The sequence below is a fragment of the Micromonospora sp. NPDC048935 genome (assembly GCF_043197875.1).
Taxonomy (GTDB): domain Bacteria; phylum Actinomycetota; class Actinomycetes; order Mycobacteriales; family Micromonosporaceae; genus Micromonospora.
The window spans coordinates 348,964-370,155 of record NZ_JBICTZ010000006.1 but is presented as its reverse complement, the minus strand read 5'-3'; the positions used below and the strand labels follow the sequence as shown (position 1 = coordinate 370,155).

Here is a 21,192-nt window from a genome sequence, read left to right as displayed (position 1 = left end):
ATGGTTCCTCTCGTTCGACGGAGTCATGACGGTTGGTGGGGCGCGGACACCCTCAGGCCGCGGCGACCTCTCGGGCCCGGGCGGGCCTGGCCACCCGTCCGGCGACCCGCTGTGCCCAGTCCTCCCAGTCCTCGAACTCCAGGAACCGGGCCAGCAGGCCGAGTTGCCCGACCGGGTCGGCGACCAGGTCCTCGTAGCTCATCCGGTGCAGATGTCGCGGAGGTAGGTCGGTGAGCGCCTGCTCGGCCTGGCTGGTCAGGAACGCGCTCAGACCGAGATAGCGGCGCAGGTCCTGACCCCGGTCCCGGAGCAGGTCGGCGGTGAGGCGGTCCGGCAGGTACCGTTCCAGATCCTCGGGCACCGACTGGCCGGGCTCGATCCGGAACGGATCCAACCCGCACCGGCCGAGGAACTCCACCCGCAGCTGGATCAGCTGGAACGACGAGTGCTGGCTCATCGAGCGGGCGGTCGCCTCCCGGTCGCGGGTCAGGTACACCACCTTCGCCTCGGGAAATGCCCGCAACAGGTACGGAGCGACATGGCTCGACCCGCCGGAACGCTCGACCCAGCGCCGCTTGCCGGTCACCACGGCCAATAGGTCGAGGAACATCCGGTGGTGGTCGCCGACCGACTGTGTCGGGAAGTCCGGCACCCGCTCGGCGAGTTGGTCGAAGAGCCGGTCCGGGTCGGCGGTCAGCTTCGACAGGGTGATGGCGAGGATCCGCGGCAGCTCGATCATCCGGTCCGCCCACCGACCGGTCGCGGGATAGCGCACCTCCTTCGGCGGCAGCCCGATCCGGAAGAGGGTGGCGAGCTCCGCCTTGGGGCTGCTCAGCACCGCCCAGTACGCGGCCCCGGTAAGGATCTCGGAACTGCGCGCCCAGGGTGCGACGGACATGAAGAACTCCTGCGCCGAGAGCGTCTCGGGCTGCTCGGCGATCAGGTCCGAGAGCAGCGTCGAGCCGCACCGGCCGTTGCTGATGATGATCGACCTGCCGGGGACCGGGGTGTCCATCCGAGGACCTCCTGCACGATGGGTTGTCACGGGGCGGTGGCCACCTCGGCCACCTCAACGGAGCACTCCTCGCGGAGCCAGGCCAGGACGAGCCGGCGGACCGCCTCCGGCCGGTCGACCAGGACCGTGTGTTTCTCGCCGGGTAGGACCACGGACCGCGTCTGCGGTAGCAGCCGGACCACGGCCGGTGCCAGCTCGACGACAGCGGAGTTCGCGCCGTAGAGGCAGAGCACCGGTACGCCGATCGCGCTGATCTGCGCGGAACTGGGCAGGGCACTGGCCGGAAGGTCCCGGGCCAGCGTGGTCGTCGCGAGCATTTCGCCGGTGGCCCGGGCCCGGCGGGCCACCCGTTCCCCCCGACCAGCGCTGATCTGTGCCAACGCCTCCGGCCGGGGCAGGAGGTCGGTGGCCCGGTCCAGCCGGCGCGCGACCCGAGCCATCCAGGCCCTGGTCGGTGGTGACGATTCGATCGCCGCGACGGAGGCGACCCGGTCGGGGTGGCGGGCCGCGTAGGCGAATGCGATCGTGCCGCCGAACGAGTTGCCGAGCAGGTGCACCGGATCGGTGACGTCGAGTTCGGTCAGCATCGCCGACAGGTCGTCGACGAAGTCGTCGAGGGCGTAGCCGGTGGGCGGGCGCTGGCTGTGGCCGTGCCCCCGCAGGTCGTACATCAGGACCCGCAGCCCGGCATCGGCCAGGGGCTTGGCCAGCGTGAAATACCAGCTGGCGAGGCTGTCGGAGGCCATCCCGTGGATCATCACCAGGGTGGCCGGTCGCTCACCCCGCCCGGCGTTGCCCCCGCCCGGCCCGTCTGCCGGTGGATCGAGGCGCTCGATGTGCACCTCGATCCCGTTGGCCCGGATCATCGTCACGAGTGGACCGCCTCGACGACGGTGGGGCTGGCGCCGGTCGGCACGTCCCGGCCGGACCCGTCCGCGTCGAGGGAGCGGGCGATGTGCTCGACCAACTGCCCGACCCGCAACTCACCAACGGTCTCCAGGTCCAGCTTGGCGACGAAATGCGCGAAGTTGACGGTGTTGCCGTACCGGGCCTGCAGCCGGCCGGCGAGGGAGACGACGTCGATGCTCTCCATGCCGAGGTCGTCGCGGAAGGTGGTGTCCATGGTGATGGGTTCATCGGCGGCGAAGTCCCCGAGGACCGCGTGGATGATCTCCGTGAGTTCGGCGAGGATGTCGGCGTGCGAGGCGGCCATGGGGCGTACTCCTTCGAATGGTCGGGAATGGGTGCCGGTCACGGCTGATCAGCCAGAGCGCCGGTCTGCGGGCCCCAGGTCCAGGCGACGACGTACCGGCGGGGCGTCAGGTCGTCAGGGTTGCCGACCTCGCGGTGCTCAACCAGGTAGTTCCGCTCGTCGATCTGGACGGTCAGCACCGTGTCCGTGGCGTTCCGCACGGCGAAGCGGCGAGGGCGCCCGTCGAGTCCGGTCCCCTCCGCCTTGCTGACCGCCTCCTTGGCCGCCCAGAACCGGGTGAACCACCGCCGCCGGCCCTCGGCGTCGCCGCCGAGCGAGTCCAGCAGGGCCGTCTCCGCATCGGACAGGGCGAAGTGCACGGTGCTCTCGGGGTGGTCGGCGATCTCGGCGACGTCGATGCCGACGCCCGGCGCGTCGGGTGGCGACGCCGGGTCGCGGGGTTTCGCGATGGCAACCCCGATCTCGGCGCAGTGAGCCAGCGAGACGTCGCAGTCGCGCAGATCACGGCCCGGACGTCCGTGGACCCGGGACCGCCCGCTCGGATCGTTGCCCACCGTCAGCTCGATCGGGTAGATGTCGCTGTGGCCGTCCTCCCACAACCGGAACCGGACGGCGTCCTTCGCCGCGATCCGGCCCAGCAGCCACTGTTTGCGGGATCGGGCCGGTTGCCGCTCGTAGTCCGCGTACGCGGCCGAGCCCAGGATGCCGCGGGCGGCCATGCCCTGGGTGACCAGGTCGGTCCAGCAGTCGAAGGCCATCGTCCAGCCCTCGGGTTGGATCAGCGACATCGGATGCCGCTCGGGGAACCGTTCCGCCGGCCGAGCCTGCGGATGGCTGTCGAAGCGCCGGTCCACCGCGCCGTCGATCTGTGCCCACACCCGGTCGTCGACCACCAGTTGGGTGTCCGCGACGAGTTGCGCGTCGTCGATCGAGCGCACCCGGGCGACACACTCGAAGGCCGTACCGGGTGCCGGCGGGGGACCGAAGTAGCGGATGTGGCCCAGACCCACGGGCAACGCGACGGTACGGAACGGCTGTGTGGTGATGAGCCAGTTGCCGATCAGCTGCAGCGCGTTGTCCAACAGTGCCCCCGGCGGGACGGGTGCGGTGACCACGCCCCGCACGTGCATGTCGCCGAGGGCGTGTACGGCGGTGACGCCCTGGAACTGCGGGCCGTGGAACATCAGCCGCTCGGCGTACATCTCCTCGGCACTGATCCGGGGCGGCCGCTCGGTCGCGGGATCGTGCCGCCACACCTCGGGCGCGTCCGCCGGATAGTCCGCGGCGAGTTCCACTGTCGACCGGGCGTACGGGCCGAGGGTGACCGAGACCACGCCGTCACCGGACGACTTCACCGTGATCTCGACGTCCTGCGCCGGCTCGGCGATCAGCCAACGGTTGAACCTGGCGTCGCGTACGGCCACCGCCCGCATGCCCGGCACGGCCTGTTCGGCCGCGTCGACCATGTGCTGGACCAGGGTGGTCGCCGGCACCACCGGCCACCGGTCCTCCACGTTCGGCCAGTCCGGTGGTTGGACGAAGAAGCAGTGATCCCTCAGGTACGGCATGGTCTCGACGGAGACTCGCAACGTGATCCGCCGGACCGTACCCGCGTTGCCGTTGCCCCCGCTGCCATTGGCCGTGCTGCCGTTGCTGCTGGTGCGACCGGACGCGTCGTCGTTGCCGGTGCGGCCCCCGTTGCTGTTGCCGACGACGACGGTGGGCGCCGCGGGTGGGACGCTCGGAGGTGGCGTGACACCTCCCGGCGGCGCCACCGGTGCCGCCGGTCGGTGTGGTCGGAGCGTGGGTGCGGCGGCGTCCAGCACGCTGACCGCGTCCCGGGCCGTGTCCTGCAACAGTGCGGCGAGTTCCGCCGCCGCGCTGGACCGTCCGGCCAGGCGGTGCAGTGCGGCAAGCGCCGTCGCCGGGTTACCGCCGGTGCCCGCCGGCTCCGGCTCGCGCGTCCCGGCCGGCGCCGACGCGTCGACCGGGGTGCCCGCACCGTGAGCCGGCGGACCGGCGGACAGGTGGCCCGGCCGGGTGTCGTTCACGGACACGCCGAGCAGACCGGCGGCGCCCGCCCCGAGCCTGACCAGTGGCCCACCCAGGTCCAGGGGAATCGACGGGCCACGGCGTGCCGGTTTCCCGGTCGTCTTCGCCGGTGCTGGCGGATCGAGCGCGCCCAGGTTCGGGCTGCCGCCCTCCACCCAGAGCGCGGTGGCGACCCGGCGGAGCTGGTTCAGCCCGCTGCGGTGCTTCACGTTGACCGGCATCGCGAGGTGGTCACGCCCGCGCAGGTTGTCGCTGATCAGCGAGGCGAGTTGTCCGGCGCCGAGTTGGAGGAAGACCCGCACGCCGGCGTCGTACATCGCGCCCACCATCTGACGGAACCAGACCGGCTCCATCATGTGCCGGACAAACAGCGCGTTGACCTGTGCCTCGTCGGCGGGGAACGGTGCCGCCAGGGTCGCCGACCAGACCGGTATCCGGGTCGGGTGCACCTCCCAGCGGCGCAGCGCAGCGCCGATCGACTGCAGGCCGTCGGCGAACACGGGAGTGTGGAAGGCCGACCGGAACGGCAGCTTCTGGCACAGCACGTTCTCCGTACGCAGCGCCTCGACGAGGCGGTCCACCTGGGACTCGGGGCCGTTCACCACGGACTGCGCCGGGGCGTTGTCGTGGGAGAGCACCACCCCCGGGAAGTCGCCGAGCATCGGGGCGACGCGCTCCGCGCCGGCTCCCACCGCGGCGAAGACATATCCGGACACCTCGACCGAGTCGGCGTTGAACAGCTCCAGAAATTCGTCCATCTCGGCCGTGCTGATCTGTCCGCTTGTCGCGGCGGCGGTCCACTCGCCGATGCTGTGTCCCGCGACCGTGTCCGGCAGCACGCCGATGCGGCGTAGCGCCTCGTCGAGCAGCTTGCCCACCTCGATCAGCCCGGCGCCGTGCCGGCCCAGGTCCGCCGCGGACCACTGCTGGTCCGGCAGCCCGAAGTGCCCGGCGATATCCGCGGTACGCGGTGCGAACTCGGCCTCCAGGCCGGGGAAGACGAAGGCGAGACGTCCGGTGCCACCGGCCAGCAGCGGCGACGGACTGAACCAGATGTCCCGCCCACCCCGCCATGCCTGACCTCGGGCCACCGTCTTGCGGGCGACGGCCAGCAGCTTGTCCGTGGGGTTGACGATGCCGATCCGGCTCGTTTCGGCCCCGTTGGCGGGCCTGTCGCTCCGGGCCCGTGCGGTGCCGAGGGCCCGTACCTCGTGGTCGTCGCGGGCCAGCAGGCCGGCCAACCGGACCGGATCCGGCGCGGCGAGCCAGAGCACCTGGTCCGGCTCGGTGACCTCGACAGTCGTCGAGCCGGCCATGGTCGGGGCCGCGCCTTCTGCGACACCCGCTGTCACCGGAACTCCGCCGGCCGGCCGGTTTCGGCTGCCGGCCGGTTCGGGCGGCTGCTCGATGATGACGTGTGCGTTGATGCCGCCGAAGCCGAAGGCGTTCACCGCGGCGCGACGCGGCCCGTCGCTCTCCCAGGGTTGGGCGGTCGCGATCGGGGCGAACCGGGTCGCCGCCATCTCCGAGCGTGGATCGTCGCAGTGCAGCGTGGGCGGCAGCACCCCCCGGTGTACCGCCAGTGTGGCCTTGATCAGGCCGGCGATCCCGGCGGCCGGCATGGTGTGCCCGATCATCGACTTGACCGATCCGATCACCGGGCGCGGGCCGTCACCAGAGTGCGGTCCGAAGACCTCGGCGACCGAGACCAGTTCGGCCGCGTCGCCGGTGGGCGTGCCGGTGCCGTGCGCCTCCAGCAACCCCACCGCGTCCGGCGCGGTCGGGTCCAGCCCGGCCGCCTCCCAGGCCCGCCGGATGGCCAGCACCTGTCCGGAGGAGGCCGGGTTGAACATGCTCGCCGAGCGGCCGTCGCTGGACATCCCGCTGCCCCGGATCACGGCGTACACCCGGTCGCCGTCCCGGACCGCGTCGGACCACCGCTTGAGTACGACCACACCGGTGCCCTCGCCGATCAGTAGGCCGTCGGACTCCCGGTGGAACGGCCGGCTCTCACCGCGCCGGGACAGCGCCCGCAACTGGTTGAACACCGACCAGAAGCTGATGTCGTGCACGTGGTGCACACCACCGGCCAGGACCGCGTCCAACCGCCCGCTGGTCAGCTCGGTGATCGCCTGGTCGACCGCGATCAGCGACGAGGCGCAGGCCGCGTCCAGGGTGTACGCCGGACCGCGCAGGTTGAGCCGGTTGGCCACCCGGGACGCGGCCAGGTTCGGCACCAGGCCGATCGTCCCCTCCGGCTGGTACGGGCCGAGCCGCTCGTCGAACTTCTCGCGGACCAGGTCGAGCCGGCTCTGGTCCAGCTCCGGGATCAGCTCCCGCAGCACCTGGATGACCTGGCTCGACATCCGCACCCGTTGGGCGTAGCGGGCCTGGGCCGGACTGAGGATGCCGCCTCGCCCGAGGATCACACCCACCCGGTCGCCGCCGGGCAGCCGGCCCGCACCGCCGGCATCGTCGATCGCGGCGGCGGCCACGTTCAGGGCGATGAGCTGGTCCGGTTCGATCTCCGCCACCGAGGCGGGCATGATGCCGAACCGCAGCGGCTCGAAGCTCGCGAACTCGTCGACGAACCCGCCCCGGCGGCAGTACATCCGGTCCGGTCGGTGGGCCTGCTCCGGGTCGTAGAACTCGTCGTCCCACCGGTGCGGCGGCACGTCGGTGATCGCGTCCACGCCGTCGACCAGGTTGCGCCAGTAGCTTTCCAGGTCGCCGGCGCCGGGCATCACCGCCGCCATCCCGACGATCGCGACCGGGTCGCGCCGATCGGTGCTCGTATTCATCCTCGACCTCTCGCTCCACTGTCGACGGGTCTGCCGGGGACGCGGCTCAGGCGCCGCCGCGCCTCGTGCACGATCACCAGCCCGAGGCGGTGTAGACCACGGAGTTGATCTTCGGATCGCCCCAGGCCAGCTCGCTCAACAAGCTGAACGCACCCGCCTCGGGGTCGATCAGTTCGATGCCGCGGCGGGCGTACTCCCTGCTCAGCTCGTCACTGACCATTCCGCCGTGCCCGGCACCCGGCGCCCAGGGGCCCCAGTGCACGGTCAGGCAGCGGTTGCCGGTGGCGTCCGCCCACCGGGTGCCGATCGCGTCGATCGCGTCGTTCGCCGCGGCGTAGTCGCCCTGACCCCGGTTGCCGTACGCCGCGGCGATGCTGCCGAACAGCACCACGAAGCGGGGTGCGGAGCCCAGCTCGTCGATCCCGGCCAGCACCGAGCGGGCACCGTCCACCTTGGTGCCGAACACCCGGGCGAACGACTGCGGGTCCTTCTCGGCGATCAGCTTGTCCTCGATCATGCCGGCCGCGTACACGACGCCGTCGACCCGGCCGTGCGTACGCTCGACATCCAGTAGCAGGCCCCGGGTCGCCGACGCGTCCCGCACGTCGAGGGCGTGGTAACGCACCTCGCTGCCCAGTTCCCGTAGCTCGGTGAGGGTGGCCTCGACCTCGCGGGCGGCCAGGACCGCCTGCGCGGCGCGTTCGATCTCCGCCGGTGACCGCATCCCCCGGCGGGCGAGCGCGGCACGCAACGACGCCTTGTCCCGGGCCGACACCAGGTCTGGATCCTCCGGCTCGGTCGGCAGCGGCGTACGGCCGACCAACTCGATCCGGCAGCGGCTCGCCATGGCGACCGTACGGGCGAACCACGGCGTGATCCCGCGCGCCCCGCCGACCAGGACGACCACCGAATCCCGGTCGAGGCCGATCGCCGCCGCCTCGGAGGCGCCGTCACCGGCCGGCCCGGCACCGCTCGTTGCCACCGCTCCCAGCGGCACCGGTGCGAGGTCGACCGCCGTCCGCTCGGTCTCGCCCCGTGCGACAACAGGTGCGTCCCCGCCGACCAGCAACTCGTCGAGCAGGTGTCGGGCGATCCGCTGCGGGTCGGCGGCCGCGTCGACCTCGACGTACCTGGCCGTGACCTGTGGGTATTCCCTGGCGATGGTGCGGAACAGGCCGGCGAGTCCGTCGGTACGGTCGGCCCCGCCAACCGGTCCGGCCGCCAGCAGCCAGCGTGGACCTGTCGCGAGCGCCCGCTTGAGGAACGGGAAGATCTCCGGCAGCAGGGGGGCGCCGGCGCCGGTCAACCCGTCGAGCAGGATCAGCCCGTCGAAGCCGGTGAGCTGATCGGCCTCCTTCCCGTCCACCACACCGGTCTGCCCACCCGCTCCGTGCTCCTGGAGGAGTTCGGCGAGGTACGCGAGCGCCGGGCTGGCGCCGGTGATGAGGAAACTGGTCCCGGCGAGTATCTCGACGGGTTGCCCGGCGAGCGGCGAACCGGCGTCCGCGTCGGGCGGTCCCGCGATCACCTTCGGCTGGGGCAGGAGCCGCTTCGGCGTGATCCCCACGCGGCCGGCGGCGGCGACCTCCGCAGCGACCGCCACGGTGTCGGCGACGACGGCGATCGGCGCGGGTGCGCTGGAGATCGGCGCGGGCGCGATGGCCGGACTCATCGTGGCCAGCGCCGAGGGCGCTCCGCCGGACGGCGCCGTCAGCGGCGGGGGTGCGGCGGTGGTGAGCGCGCGCGCTGCGGGCGGCGGGGGCAGCGTGCCGTTACCCGCTGACGATGCCCCGACGGCCTGCCCCTGCATCTTCTGGTTGAGCCAGTCGACCATGGTGCGTACGGTGCGGGCCTTGACGAGGTCTTCGAGTTCGGCTTCGTCGCCTTCGACGGCGAGGCGTAGTCGGGCGGCGACCTCGCCGGCGACTTCGGCGCGTTTGATGGAGTCGATGCTGAGGTCGGCTTCGAGGTCGAGGTCGAGTTCGATGAGGTCGACCGGGTAGCCGGTGCGTTCGCTGATCACGTCGAGGATGGCGGTCTGGAAGTCGGGGCGGGTCAGCACGACCGTGCTGGTCGCGACCAGAGCGTTGGAGTGCGCCGGCCCGCTCGCCGGGCCGAGTACGGCGGTCGCGTGGATCACGGTGGTGCTCGTCGTCGACCGCATCTTCTGGTTGAGCCAGTCGACCATGGTGCGTACGGTGCGGGCCTTGACGAGGTCTTCGAGTTCGGCTTCGTCGCCTTCGACGGCGAGGCGTAGTCGGGCGGCGACCTCGCCGGCGACTTCGGCGCGTTTGATGGAGTCGATGCTGAGGTCGGCTTCGAGGTCGAGGTCGAGTTCGATGAGGTCGACCGGGTAGCCGGTGCGCTCGCTGATCACGTCGAGGATCGCGGTCTGGAAGTCGGGACCGGACGCGGCGACAGGTACGGCGGTCACGTCGACCGCGACCGCTGGTGCGGCCGGGGGAGCGGCCGCCACCACCGTCGTCGTGACCTGGGCGACCTCGCTCTCCTGACCCGGTAGCACCACGGGCGGGTACGCCTGAGAGGGCTGCCACACCAGCCGCCCACCCACACCGTCGCCGAAGTAGGCGAGCATCACGTCCCGCTGTGAGGCGATCATGTCCCGGCTGGTGCGCAGGAACTCGCTCAGCAACTCGTCGCGGCCGTCCCGGTTACCGAAGGTGGTCCCGTTCGATGCGGTCATCGACAACTCCTTGATCCGTCGTGGGGGTGTCATCCCGCCGGGCAGGCTGTTTCCGAACTGGTCGCGTACGAGCTGGCCGTCGATCGTCCAGAACGGACGCCGAACCGGCTCGACCGTCGCGAGGGCCGCCGTGTCGCGGCCCTGGAACAACCAGCCAGTCCGAACCGGTACGCCGGCACAGGCCAGTTGGGCGACGGTGACGAGGAAGCCGCGCAGTCCCTCCTCGGGACGTGGTTCGGCGGCGACCGCCAGGTGTGGCCGGTCACCGAGGACGGCCCGGACCAGTTTGGTGAGGACCTGACCGGGGCCGGCCTCCACGAAGGTCCGGGCGCCGCTGGCGTACATCGACTCGATCTGCTCGACGAAACGCACGGGTGCACCGATCTGCGCGGCGAGCTGTTCACGTACGCGGTCGGCGTCACCGTCGTACGGGGCGGCGGTCTGGTTCGACCAGACCGGGATCGCCGGCTCGCGTACCGTCCTGGCGGCGAGCGACTCGGCGAAACGTGTGGTGCCGGCGGCCACCACCGGGCTGTGGAACGCGCACGCGACGGAGAGTCCCCGGGCCGACAGCCCGGCCGCGCGCAGCGCCGACACCGCCGACCCGACGGCGGGTGTCGGCCCGGAGATCACCACCTGCGTTGGCGCGTTCCGGTTGGCCAGGACAACCTCGCCGGCCAGTCCCGCCTCGGTGAGGACCCGGTCGACCTGCTCGGCGCTGGCGGTGACCGCTGCCATGGTGCCCGGATCGTCGCCGGTGGCGGCGAGGATCGCCTCGGCCCGTTGCCGGCTCAGCGCGAGCAGGGTCTCCGGGTCGAACGCGTCGGCCACGCAGAGCGCGACCAGCTCCCCGTAGCTGTGCCCGCCGGTCAGGTCGGGTCGGACGCCCAGCCGACGCAACAGGTGGTCGACCGCGAGGCCGCCGATGCCCAGTACGGGTTGGGCGACCCGGGTGTCGCGTACCCGGTCCTCCTGCTCGCGCGCCGTCTCGGGGTCGAACGCCGACGGCGGGAAGAGCAGGTCCGCCCACTCGGCACCGAGGCGCAGGTAGTGCCGTATCTCGGGGAACGCCACGAACAGTTCGGCCAGGGCACCCGGCCGCTGGCTTCCCTGACCGGGAAAGAGGAAGGCCACCTTGCCCGGCCCCGGCTCGTCCGGCGGTTGGACCAGTCCGCGCGCCGGGTCGTGTTCGCCGGCCAGGGCCCGGTCCAACAGTTTGGCGAGTTCGTCCCGGTCGCGGGCGACGACGGCGATCCGGACCGCGCCCGCCCGGTGGTCCGCGTCGTCGACCAGGGACGCGGCCAGGTCACGCAGCGACCACGGCCTGCCCAACTCGTCGCGGTTCGACAGCATCTCCACCAGTCGCCGTACCCGCAGTTGGGCGGCGGGCCGGTCGGCGCCACGGAAGCAGAACAGTTCCGCCGGCCAGGACTGCCGCGTGTGCCGCGGCTCCAGGCCGTTCGGGTGCGCACTGAGCACCGCGTGGAAGTTCGTTCCGCCGAAGCCGAACGCGCTCACCCCGGCCAGCCGCTCGGCTGCCGGCGCCACCCACGGGCGGGCGTTGGTGTAGAACGCGAAGGGACTGCGTTCCGGGCTCCACGCCGGGTTCGGCCGGGTCAGGTGAATGGTGGGTGGCTTGACTCCGGTGTACAGCGCGAGGCTCGCCTTGATCACGCCGGCCAGGCCGGCCGCGCACTTGGTGTGCCCGATCTGCGACTTCACCGAGCCCAGCGCGCAACTACCGGGCTCCGCGCCGGCCTCGTCGAAGAACCGGGTCAGGGTCTCCAGTTCGGTACGGTCGCCGACCACGGTGCCGGTACCGTGCGCCTCGACAAGACCGATCTCCCGGGGCGAGACGCCGGTACGGTGGTAGGCCCGGTCGAGGGCGCGCCGCTGTCCACTCGCCCTCGGCGCGGTGAGCCCGAGCGCGCGTCCGTCGCTGGAACTCCCCACGCCCTTGATCACGGCGTAGATCCGGTCGCCGTCGCGTTCGGCGTCGGCCAGCCGCTTCAGTACGACGCACGCCACCCCCTCGCCGAGGGCGATCCCGTCGCCGGTGCTGTCGAACGTACGGCACCGCCCGGTGGGGGAGAGGGCGTGCGCGGAGGTGAACATGAGGTAGTCGTTGATGCCGTTGTGCAGGTCGGCGCCACCGCAGATCATCAGGTCGCTGCTGCCGGCGCTGAGTTCCTTGCACGCGGCGTCCATCGCGGCCAGCGACGAGGCACAGGCGGCGTCGATTGTGTAATTGGGGCCCCCGAGATCGAGGCGGTTGGCGACCCGACCCGCGATGACGTTCGCCAGCACACCGGGGAAGCTGTCCTCGGTGACCGTGGGGAGTTGGTCCTCCAGTTCGGCCGGCACGTCACCCAGGTAGGCCGGGAGCATGGTCCGCAGCGTCTGGGCGTGACCCATGTCGCTGCCGGCCTCGGCACCGAACACCACCCCGGTCTGGCTGTGGTCCGCGCCGGCCGCGTCGTACGGGTATCCGGCGTCGACGAGCGCCCGGTGTGCCACCTCGAGCGCGAGCAACTGGGTCGGGTCGATGCTGCTCAGCGCCGCCGGGGGAATGCCGTAGCGGATCGCGTCGAACGGGACCGGCTCGATGAAGCCGCCCCATCGGGAGACGCTGATCCGACCGGCCTGCCCAGGGCCCACCTCGGGCGCGTAGTACGTGTCGACGTCCCACCGGTCGGCCGGCACCTCGGTGACCGCGTCGGCGCCACCGAGCACGGTCTGCCAGAAACTGTGCAGGTCGGGGGAGCCGGGCAGGACGCAGGACATGCCGACGATGGCGATGTCCAGTGGCGCGGGCGGCTCGTCGACCGGCACTGCCGGTGGCGTGAGTTCGGCGCGCAGCGCGGCGGTCCGTACCGCGTGGAACTCCCGTGCCTCGGTGGTGACCTGCTCGTGCAGCTCTGCGACCGTGGTCGGTGCGTGGCGCAGCACCGCGACCTGGCCGGCCATGAACATCCCCTCGACGGCCTGGACCGCCTCGTCGACCTCCACCAGGCCGTCGTCCTCCCGGCGTACGCCCTTGCTGGCGATCCGCAGCCGGCCGACGTTCAGCAGCTCCAGTTGTTCCCAGACCTGGCGGTTCTCCACCCCGGCCGATTCCAGTTCCTCCCGCACGCCGTGGAAGTCGTCGACGAACGGGCTCGGCAGGCACCGGGTCGCGTGTCCCGGGGCGGTCTCCAGCAGCGACGTGCCGGTGGCGGAGATGGCCGCACGGTGGAACAGGGGTTGAATCGCGCCCTCCTCGACCGCCTCGCGGGTGAAGAGGTAGGCGGTCCCCATCAGCAACCCGATCTGCGCCCCGCGCCCGGTCAGGGGAGCCGCCATCGCGGCGACCATCGCCGCCGACCGCGCGTCGTGGATCCCGCCCGCGAACAGCAGTTGCAGCCGCCCGGCATCGTCCGGCGTGTCCGCCAGGAACTCCTCCAGCACCAGCAGCTGCGCCTCCCACAGGGGAAAGCTCGCCCGCGGGCCGACGTGGCCGCCGCACTCCGCGCCCTCGAAGACGAACTTGCGTGCGCCCGCCCGCAGGAACTGCCGCAGCAACCCCGGCGACGGCACGTGCAGGAAGGTGTTGATCCCGTCCCGCTCCAACTCGGTGGCCTGCGACGGCCGGCCGCCCGCGATGATGGCGCACGCGGGTCTGATCTCCCGGATCGCCGCAAGTTGTGCCGCGCGCAACTCGTCGGGCGCGAAGCCGAGCACCCCGACGCCCCAGGGCCGGTCGCCCAGCCGGTCGGCGGTCTCCCGGAGCACCCGGCGGGACTGTTCCGCGCCGGACAGGGCGAGCGCGATGAAGGGCAGCGCACCGTCGGCGGCGACCGCGGCCGCGAACGGGGCCTCGTCGCTGACCCGGGTCATCGGGCCCTGCACCACGGGTATCCGTACGTTGAGGGCGTCGGCGAGGGCGGCACCAGGCACCAGGGCGTTCCCGGCGGCCGGTTCGGCGATCGCTTCGAGCAGGGTGGCGCGGATTCCGCGTACGGCTGCGGCGGTGTCGGGCCAGCGCCGGGCGAAGACGGCGGCGAGCCAGCCGTCCTGGCCGATCGGCAGCAGCTGTGAGGTGCTGTCGTGCGGACCGCCTCGGCGGATCCCGCGTACGCCGTCGACCAGGACCGTCTCGGAGCCGTCCAGCCGGCGGATCGCGCCCCGTACGTCCGCCGGTAGCTCGGACTCCGGCATGAGGGCGAGCTGGCTGTCCAGGACGACGCCGGCCGCGCCGCCGATGACACAGGCGACGGCGGTGCGGGGGCCGATGCCGCCGGCGACCCAGATCGGCAGGTCGATGCCGTCGGCTGCGGCCAGTTGCTGGAGTAGGACGAACGAGCTGAGCTCGCTGACCTTGCCGCCACCCTCCATGCCCCGCGCGATGAGCCCGTGTGCCCCGGCGGCGACGGCCAGCCGAGCGTCGTCGAGGCTGGTCACCTCGACCAGCACCCGGTACCTGTCGACCACGTCGGCAAGTTGCCATGGTGTGTCGAGCGGTACGACAACGAGATCGACCAGGCCGTGGCCCGCCCGGTCCACGTCGGCCTGCGTGGCGGTGCAGCCGGCCGGTACGCGTACGCCGATCGGCTCGCTCGACCCGGCGGTGGCCTGGGCCAGGGCGGTGAGTGTCCAGCTGTCGCCGGAGGCGAGGTCCAGGACGCCGTGACCGCCGCCGTGGCGGGCGGCCGTGACGATCCCGGGACTGGGTTCGAGGAGGCTACCGGCGCTGATCGCGATCACCAGATCGCGCGTGTTCGGTGCAGGGCTCATCGGACTCCCAATTCATGTGGCGACGGTTCTCTGAAGCGACCGAATGAATCAAATGATCAACGCGGAGGTGGCCCGTAGACAATTGTCGCTAATCAATCCCGGGCTGCAATTAAGTTAGGCCAGCTTAGTTACGGCTCAGTTAAATCTCTCCAAACATGGCGCTGGCCTGCGGATTCTTCCGGCCAGCCCGCTGGAGCACGCAACATCTTCCGTCCACAGGGGGGTGCACCGACCTGGCCTGGGCGGATGGCTGGCAGCTTCGGTCCAGCCGGAGGCCATCGTGTTACGGATCCACTTGATTTGATTTCCAAAATGTTGCCGATCACCCAGAAAGAGTGACGTTGATCACTATGGTCTTGCCGATCTGGCTTATAAAAGCACTCTTAGCTGGTCGGTTTGGTTGGGCCGGAACCATTCCTATCTGCCGAGTATGGAATTCGTCCGGGTCGGCTCCCCGTCGAATGCGCCGAATGCCGACCGGAGAGGGGGGGAATCGACCGACAAAATTCCTTGTCACCGCGCGGAGCGGCCCGGTCGTCATCGTTGAACCGACCATCGCCGGGCGGGCCCGGTCCGCTACACCGGGCCGCACCGGTCGTGCTTCGCGAGCCCTTCAGGGCGTACGTCCGCTCCTCGACACCCTCGGGGTCGATGGGCCGCAACGCCTGCGCGTGCCCAGCTGCACCGCCGGGTGCCTGTCGGCGATCACCGCACCGGCAAGACCCCGCCGATGGGCCGCCCACCCGCCTGTCCAAACCCGAGCCCTCAGCTCCCCACCCCCACCTGCCCTCGACGAACTGGTGGTCCCTCATGCGCAAAATCCTCCTGCTGGCCCTGGTTGGCCTCGGTGCCCAACTGGTCGACGGCAGCCTCGGCATGGCCTACGGCGTGACCTCGACGACCCTGCTGCTCGCCGTCGGCGTCCATGCCGCCGCCGCCTCGGCCACCGTGCACCTCGCCGAGATCGGCACCACCCTCGCCTCCGGTGCCGCCCACTGGCGATTCGGCAACGTCGACCTGAAGGTCGTCGCGCGGATCGGCATTCCGGGTGCGGTCGGCGCCTTCGCCGGGGCGACCTTCCTGTCCAGCCTCTCCACCGACGCGGCGGCCCCGATCATGTCGCTGATCCTGCTCACCCTCGGTAGCTATCTCCTAGTCCGCTTCACCACCTTCGGTCTGCCTCGAGGCAACGTGGGCAAGCCGCTTCGCAAGCGATTCCTCGGTCCGCTGGGCCTGCTCGCCGGCTTCGTCGATGCCACCGGTGGCGGTGGCTGGGGACCGATCGGGACCCCGGCGATCCTGGCCAGTGGCAGGCTTGAGCCACGCAAGGTCATCGGATCGATCGATACCAGCGAGTTCTTGGTCGCCGTCGCGGCGAGCCTCGGCTTCCTGGTGGGGATCGGCGCGGAGAACATCAACTTTGGCTGGGTCATCGCGCTACTCATCGGCGGGGTTGTCGCCGCGCCGGTGGCGGCCTGGCTCGTACGCAAGGTCCCGCCCCGGGTGCTCGGCTCCGCGGTCGGTGGCATGATCGTGCTGACGAACAGTCGAACCCTGCTTCGCGGTGATTGGTTCGATGCCCCGGCCACCGTTCGTTATGGCTGTTACACGGTCATCTGCGCAATATGGGCGGCCGCCGTCGCCCACTCGATCCGTCAACACCTGACGGAGCAGCAGCGGAATTCGGTCGGGATCGCTAGCGACTCGAAGCCTCGACCCAGTTGACCAAATGCCAGCACGTCCCGGTCCACAATCCGGGAGGTGCCGGTAGGTGAGTGCTGGCTGGCACCCATCCTCAATCTGGGCTGCCTTCGTACGTTGTGATCGAAAGTGAGGAGGCTAGAAGCCGGCTGCGGGGACGGGTGGGTACCGAGTGGAGAGTTCCAAGGACAAACGCGGAGGAACGAGCCGAGCAGGCATCAAGAGCACTTAGACGAGCCGTGCCCGTGCTGAACGCCCAGCCCGACTGGATCACCTCAATGGCGCTTCGAGGAGAGAAGGATCCTTCCCAGCCTGTCCCTTTCGATCAGAGATCGGGTCGGTCCGGCCATTGATCCTCTTCCCGGCGTCGTAACCGCAGGAGTCCCGCGGCACAGTGTCGGCGCCCTGCACGCTCTGCGAGTCGATGATCCCCGCCGTCGGCTCCGGGTCACGGCCGTGAGTCACCCGGATCTGCTCGCGTAGTTCGGTCAGGCTCCGCTCGGTCACGCCTCGCCTGTTGAGCCGGGTGAGGTGCGCGTACACGGTCTGCCACGGCGTTATGTGGAATCCAGCCTGTCAAGTGGCACCAAAGATCCTCTTGGACGATATGTGCTGGCCGGATGGGTCGAGGACCGGGAGACTCAAGCGTTGTGAACATGGGGATCTCCGGTTTCGAACCGTCCTTCCTGGTCGGGCTCGACGCGGTTCGGCAGGCGCACGGATCACGCCTCGCGGGACTCATCGGCAGACGGCTGACGCGGTTCGCGCTGGTGCGATTCGCCGAGGACGGGGACTGGTTCGCGGACTGCCCGGTGGTACTGGACTTCGACGGTGTCCAGGCGGAGGTCTGCCACTGGAAGCTCGACGAACTCTCGATCGGCTGGGACACGATTGACACCACGGCGAGCATCGCAGGCTGGGATTGGTTCGAACTCACGCCACAGTGGTCCCGCAACGATGAGCGTCTCGAATCGTTCCTCGGTCAGGAACTGGGCGAGGTCGCCCTCCTCGAATGGCGGCCGTCAGACCGAGACCTGGCGGCTGGGACCGTGGCAGTGGTTCGTCTTCGCCAGCGACTGCCTGCGGATCGTCAACGGCCTCGACGAGAACCGCATCGAGGTCGGCGGCCCACCCGGACTACGTCCGACACCGGCTGGACCGGTGAGTACTACCGCTCGGCCGGTTCTGGTTGATCGCGATGACCGGCAACAGGGGTGGCCTGAGCTGGGATACCAATCTGCCGAGGAGCCGGCCCGGCTGGCGTGGGGATGTCGGTGAGTCGCTCCAGTAGTTGGTCGAGTGCGGCTTGTCCGTCATCTACTGCGGCGCGTTCGTCCGTCAGCGGGATGGCCTCCAGAAGCTGGCCCTTGCTGGACGCCTTCGGGGTGTAGAAGTCGCAGCGCGCGCAGGCCCAGGCGTTCCTGGCTGCCCGGATCAATGCCGGGGCACGGTCAGCCACCGACTCCGGGGGCTGACGACCGGTGGGCCGTGTGCTTCGCGGTACCCCGATCGTCTGGGCCGCCCCTTCGGCCACTGGCAGAGCATGACGGCCACGCGCCGCGGGACGGGACTCGGGCGGCGCGTTTCCGGCGGGAACCGGATGCCGAACGAGGCGCGTGTATACGGTCAGGGTCCGGCGGTGGTGGTGCGGCCATGGCAGTCCCACAGCTGCGCGCCGCTTGCCACCGTGCCGATGTCGATCGTCCAGGCTGATAGGTTGATCTCAGGTGTGCCGGGAAGTCTGGTCGGCGTTGCGATGACGGCTGACCAGAACAGGAGAAGCGCCGAGTGAGCACCCTGGCCTGGATCGCGGTGGCCGTGTTCACCGCCGCCTACGTCCTGATCGCCACCGAGAAGATCAACCGGGTGGCGGTGGCCCTGGGTGGTGCGTCGATCATGCTGGCGATCGGTGCGACCGACGCCGAGCACGCGTTCTTCTCCGAAGAGGCGGGCATCGACTGGAACGTCATCTTCCTGCTGCTGGGGATGATGCTGATCGTCGGCGTGCTGAAACGCACCGGCCTGTTCGAGTACCTGGCGATCTGGAGCGCCAAGAAGGCCCGGGGCCGCCCGTTCCCGATCATGGTCATCCTGGTCGTGGTGACCGCCATGGTGTCGGCGGCGCTGGACAACGTCACCACAGTGCTGCTGGTAGCGCCGGTGACGCTGCTGGTCTGCGAGCGGCTCGGAGTGCCGCCGATCCCGTTCTTGATCGCCGAGGTGATGGCGTCCAACATCGGTGGTGCGGCCACCCTGGTCGGCGACCCACCGAACATCATCATCGCCAGCCGATCGGGGTTGAGTTTCACCGACTTCCTGAACGTCATGGCCCCGTTGGTGCTGATCGTGCTCGTCGTGTTCATCGGCCTGTGCCGGATCATGTTCCGCAAGGCGTTCCGCTACGACGCCGAGCGCGCCGCCCGGGTGATGGCGCTGCGGGAGGCGGACGCGATTCGCGACCGCCGCCTCGTCGTGATCAGCCTGGTGGTCCTCGGCGCGGTGCTGCTCGCGTTCAGCCTGCACACGGTGCTGCATCTGGAGCCATCGGTGGTGGCGATACTCGGCGGCCTGCTGCTGCTGGCGTTGTCCCGCCTGAACGCGGAAGACGTGGCCAAGGACGTCGAGTGGCCGACGTTGGTGTTCTTTGCCGGCCTGTTCATCATGGTCGGAGCACTGGTCGCCACCGGGGTGATCGACAGCATCGCCCGGTCGGCGACCGAGGCAGTCGAGGGCAAGCTGTGGCCGGCCACCATGTTGCTGCTGTGGGCGTCGGCCGGGTTGTCGGCGATCGTGGACAACATCCCCTACGTGGCGACGATGAGCCCGATCGTGAGCGAGTTGGTGAACGCCGAGGGTGGGCTCGACAAGGCTCAGGTGCTGTGGTGGGCGCTCGCCATCGGGGCTGACTTCGGTGGCAACGCCACTGCCGTCGGCGCGTCGGCGAACGTGGTGGTACTTGGCATCGCCGACCGTGCCGGCCACAAGATCACGTTCTGGGGGTTCACGAAGTACGGTCTCATCGTCACCGTGATCTCGGTGGCGATGGCCGTGCCGTACCTGTGGCTGCGGTTCTTCTGACGCTCAGGTGCCAAGCATCCGGTCGAGCAGCCCGTCCAGGGTGATCGCGCCGGTCATCACCCGGTCGCGGTCGACGACAGCGACCAGCGGCACATTCGATCGGGCCATCACCGAGGCGACCTCGAGCAGGGTGGCGTCGGCGCTGACCGCCGGCAGGTCCGGACGATTGCGGGGCAGCAGGTCCGCGACGGTGCGGCTGCCGATACCGTCCAGGATCACGTCGGCAGCGGCCTCGTCGATCACCCGGGCCAGCGCCGGATCGTCCTGGCAGTAGGACGGCAGCGCCATCCGCAGCACCTGCGTGCCGGCCAGCACCGTCGACGGGCGGCCCATGGTGTCCACCACGATCAGGCCGGGTAGATCCTGTGCCGCGAGGATCCGCGCGGCCTCCCGGGCCGGCATGTCCTCGGTGACGGTGTCCATCGAGATCGCCACATCGCTCGCGCGCATGCACCGACGATACGCCCGGGCCACCGCCCCGGCCGCGCTGATGCCGCGCGTCAACCCGGGGCCGACCTACTGCTGGTAGACGTCGGGAACGTCGTCACGGTCACGGTCGACCTGCTCGGCCTCGTAGATCTGCCGGTACACGCGGTTGCGTACCAGCAGAATGACCATGGCGAGCGCGGCGGCGATCAGGGAACCCGCCAGCACGGCGATCTTGACCCGGCCGTCGGCGTCGCTGCCGATGCCGAAGGCGAGTTCGCCGATCAGCAGCGAGACGGTGAACCCGATACCGGCCAGCACGGCCAGGCCAGCTACGTCGATCCAGGCCAGCCCCGCGTCCAGCCGCGCCCGGGTGAACCGGGCGACGAGCCAGGTCGAGAGCAGGATGCCGATCGGCTTGCCGACGACCAGACCCAGCATGATGCCCACAGCGACGGGATCGGTGACCGCCTGCGCCAGGCCGTCGAGCCCGCCGACGGCCACTCCGGCGGACATCAGCGCGAACACCGGCACCGCGACGCCGGCGGAGATCGGCCGGAACCGGTGCTCGAAGTGCTCGGCCAGGCCAGGCCCCGGGCCGGCACCCCTGGAACGCAGCACCGGGACGGCGAACGCGAGCAGCACCCCGGCGACGGTGGCGTGCACACCGGAGGCGTGCACCAGCACCCAGGTCGCGAACGCCAGCGGCAGCAGCAGCCACCAGGAGCGCACCCGCCGCTGCACCAGCAGCGCGAACAAACCCAGCGGCACCGCCGCGGCCAGCAGTGGCAGCACCGACAGGTCGGCGGTGTAGAAGACCGCGATGATGACGATCGCCAGCAGATCGTCCACCACGGCCAGGGTCAGCAGGAAGGTACGCAGCGCGCTCGGCAGATGCCGGCCGATCACCGCCAGCACGGCGAGGGCGAACGCGATGTCGGTGGCAGTCGGAATCGCCCAACCCTTGACCGCGCCACCGGCGTTCACCACCGCGTACAGCAAGGCCGGCACGAGTACGCCACCGAGCGCGGCGGCGACCGGGACCGCAGCCCGGCGGGGATCACGCAGATCACCGGCGACGAACTCGCGCTTGAGTTCGAGACCGGCGACGAAGAAGAAGATGGCCAGCAACCCGTCGGCCGCCCACATCGCCAGCGACAGGTCAAGGTGCAGCGCGTGGGGCCCGACGGTGAGCGCCGTCATCGCCTGGTAGCGGTGCGCCCACGGCGAGTTCGCCCAGATCAGCGCCATGACGGCACCGACCAGCAGCAGCGCCCCGCCGATCGTCTCCTTGCGCAGCACGTCGGCGATGCGACGCGCCTCGGCCCAGGAACCACGGCCGAGGACACGAGGGGGCGACTGAGGGTTCGACGTCACAAGCGGGCCAACTTTCAGAAGACGGGTCGGAGCCATTGCCGACCAGACTTCC

General features: G+C 70.5%; 11 protein-coding genes. 3 read left to right on the top strand and 8 right to left on the bottom strand.

The features are described 5' to 3' along the window. Positions 1-52: 52 nt before the first annotated feature. The 5 genes from ACGFIW_RS19305 to ACGFIW_RS19285 all read right to left on the bottom strand — a co-directional run bounded on the left by ACGFIW_RS19305 (position 53) and on the right by ACGFIW_RS19285 (position 14,558). Positions 53-1,015: a sulfotransferase family protein gene (locus tag ACGFIW_RS19305; RefSeq protein WP_393317246.1), complete on the bottom strand. Its 963-nt coding sequence runs from the start codon at positions 1,013-1,015 to the stop codon at positions 53-55. Between the two features lie 26 nt (positions 1,016-1,041). Continuing rightward, complete coding sequence (locus tag ACGFIW_RS19300) at positions 1,042-1,881, bottom strand: alpha/beta fold hydrolase (RefSeq protein WP_393317243.1); 840 nt, start codon at positions 1,879-1,881, stop codon at positions 1,042-1,044. A gap of 2 nt (positions 1,882-1,883) precedes the next feature. Beyond that, positions 1,884-2,228, bottom strand: a complete 345-nt coding sequence (locus tag ACGFIW_RS19295) for an acyl carrier protein (RefSeq protein ID WP_393317240.1) — start codon at positions 2,226-2,228, stop codon at positions 1,884-1,886. A gap of 38 nt (positions 2,229-2,266) precedes the next feature. Next, a complete protein-coding gene (locus ACGFIW_RS19290) occupies positions 2,267-7,081 on the bottom strand; it encodes a beta-ketoacyl synthase N-terminal-like domain-containing protein (protein ID WP_393317237.1) in 4,815 nt (1,604 codons plus the stop codon). A 73-nt stretch (positions 7,082-7,154) separates the two neighbouring features. Continuing rightward, positions 7,155-14,558, bottom strand: a complete 7,404-nt coding sequence (locus ACGFIW_RS19285; RefSeq protein WP_393317234.1) for an SDR family NAD(P)-dependent oxidoreductase — start codon at positions 14,556-14,558, stop codon at positions 7,155-7,157. Between the two features lie 810 nt (positions 14,559-15,368). Here ACGFIW_RS19285 and ACGFIW_RS19280 point away from each other — a divergent pair. Continuing rightward, on the top strand, positions 15,369-16,283 hold the full coding sequence (locus tag ACGFIW_RS19280; protein ID WP_393317231.1) for a sulfite exporter TauE/SafE family protein: 915 nt from the start codon (positions 15,369-15,371) through the stop codon (positions 16,281-16,283). Between the two features lie 246 nt (positions 16,284-16,529). Here the strand turns inward: ACGFIW_RS19280 and ACGFIW_RS19275 are convergent, their stop codons facing one another. Continuing rightward, positions 16,530-16,766, bottom strand: a complete 237-nt coding sequence (locus tag ACGFIW_RS19275) for a hypothetical protein (RefSeq protein ID WP_393317229.1) — start codon at positions 16,764-16,766, stop codon at positions 16,530-16,532. Between the two features lie 149 nt (positions 16,767-16,915). Here ACGFIW_RS19275 and ACGFIW_RS19270 point away from each other — a divergent pair, with 149 nt between their 5' ends. Then, the gene (locus ACGFIW_RS19270; RefSeq protein WP_393317226.1) at positions 16,916-17,452 is read left to right on the top strand and encodes a hypothetical protein; all 537 of its coding nucleotides are present in this window, start codon (positions 16,916-16,918) and stop codon (positions 17,450-17,452) included. A gap of 595 nt (positions 17,453-18,047) precedes the next feature. Beyond that, complete coding sequence (locus tag ACGFIW_RS19265; protein ID WP_393317223.1) at positions 18,048-19,337, top strand: SLC13 family permease; 1,290 nt, start codon at positions 18,048-18,050, stop codon at positions 19,335-19,337. A 3-nt stretch (positions 19,338-19,340) separates the two neighbouring features. Here the strand turns inward: ACGFIW_RS19265 and ACGFIW_RS19260 are convergent, their stop codons facing one another. Next, on the bottom strand, positions 19,341-19,787 hold the full coding sequence (locus tag ACGFIW_RS19260) for a CBS domain-containing protein (protein WP_393317220.1): 447 nt from the start codon (positions 19,785-19,787) through the stop codon (positions 19,341-19,343). 66 nt (positions 19,788-19,853) lie between these two features. Then, on the bottom strand, positions 19,854-21,176 hold the full coding sequence (nhaA, locus tag ACGFIW_RS19255; protein ID WP_393317217.1) for a Na+/H+ antiporter NhaA: 1,323 nt from the start codon (positions 21,174-21,176) through the stop codon (positions 19,854-19,856). Positions 21,177-21,192 lie beyond the last annotated feature (16 nt).

What these genes read in the sequence shown, in the direction of transcription:
- ACGFIW_RS19305 (WP_393317246.1), bottom strand. Translation starts at nt 1,015, where the DNA reads ATGGACACCCCGGTCCCCGGCAGGTCGATCATCATCAGCAACGGCCGG.
- ACGFIW_RS19300 (WP_393317243.1), bottom strand. Translation starts at nt 1,881, where the DNA reads ATGATCCGGGCCAACGGGATCGAGGTGCACATCGAGCGCCTCGATCCA.
- ACGFIW_RS19295 (WP_393317240.1), bottom strand. Translation starts at nt 2,228, where the DNA reads ATGGCCGCCTCGCACGCCGACATCCTCGCCGAACTCACGGAGATCATC.
- ACGFIW_RS19290 (WP_393317237.1), bottom strand. Translation starts at nt 7,081, where the DNA reads ATGAATACGAGCACCGATCGGCGCGACCCGGTCGCGATCGTCGGGATG.
- ACGFIW_RS19285 (WP_393317234.1), bottom strand. Translation starts at nt 14,558, where the DNA reads ATGAGCCCTGCACCGAACACGCGCGATCTGGTGATCGCGATCAGCGCC.
- ACGFIW_RS19280 (WP_393317231.1), top strand. Translation starts at nt 15,369, where the DNA reads ATGCGCAAAATCCTCCTGCTGGCCCTGGTTGGCCTCGGTGCCCAACTG.
- ACGFIW_RS19270 (WP_393317226.1), top strand. Translation starts at nt 16,916, where the DNA reads ATGGGGATCTCCGGTTTCGAACCGTCCTTCCTGGTCGGGCTCGACGCG.
- ACGFIW_RS19260 (WP_393317220.1), bottom strand. Translation starts at nt 19,787, where the DNA reads ATGCGCGCGAGCGATGTGGCGATCTCGATGGACACCGTCACCGAGGAC.
- nhaA (WP_393317217.1), bottom strand. Translation starts at nt 21,176, where the DNA reads ATGGCTCCGACCCGTCTTCTGAAAGTTGGCCCGCTTGTGACGTCGAAC.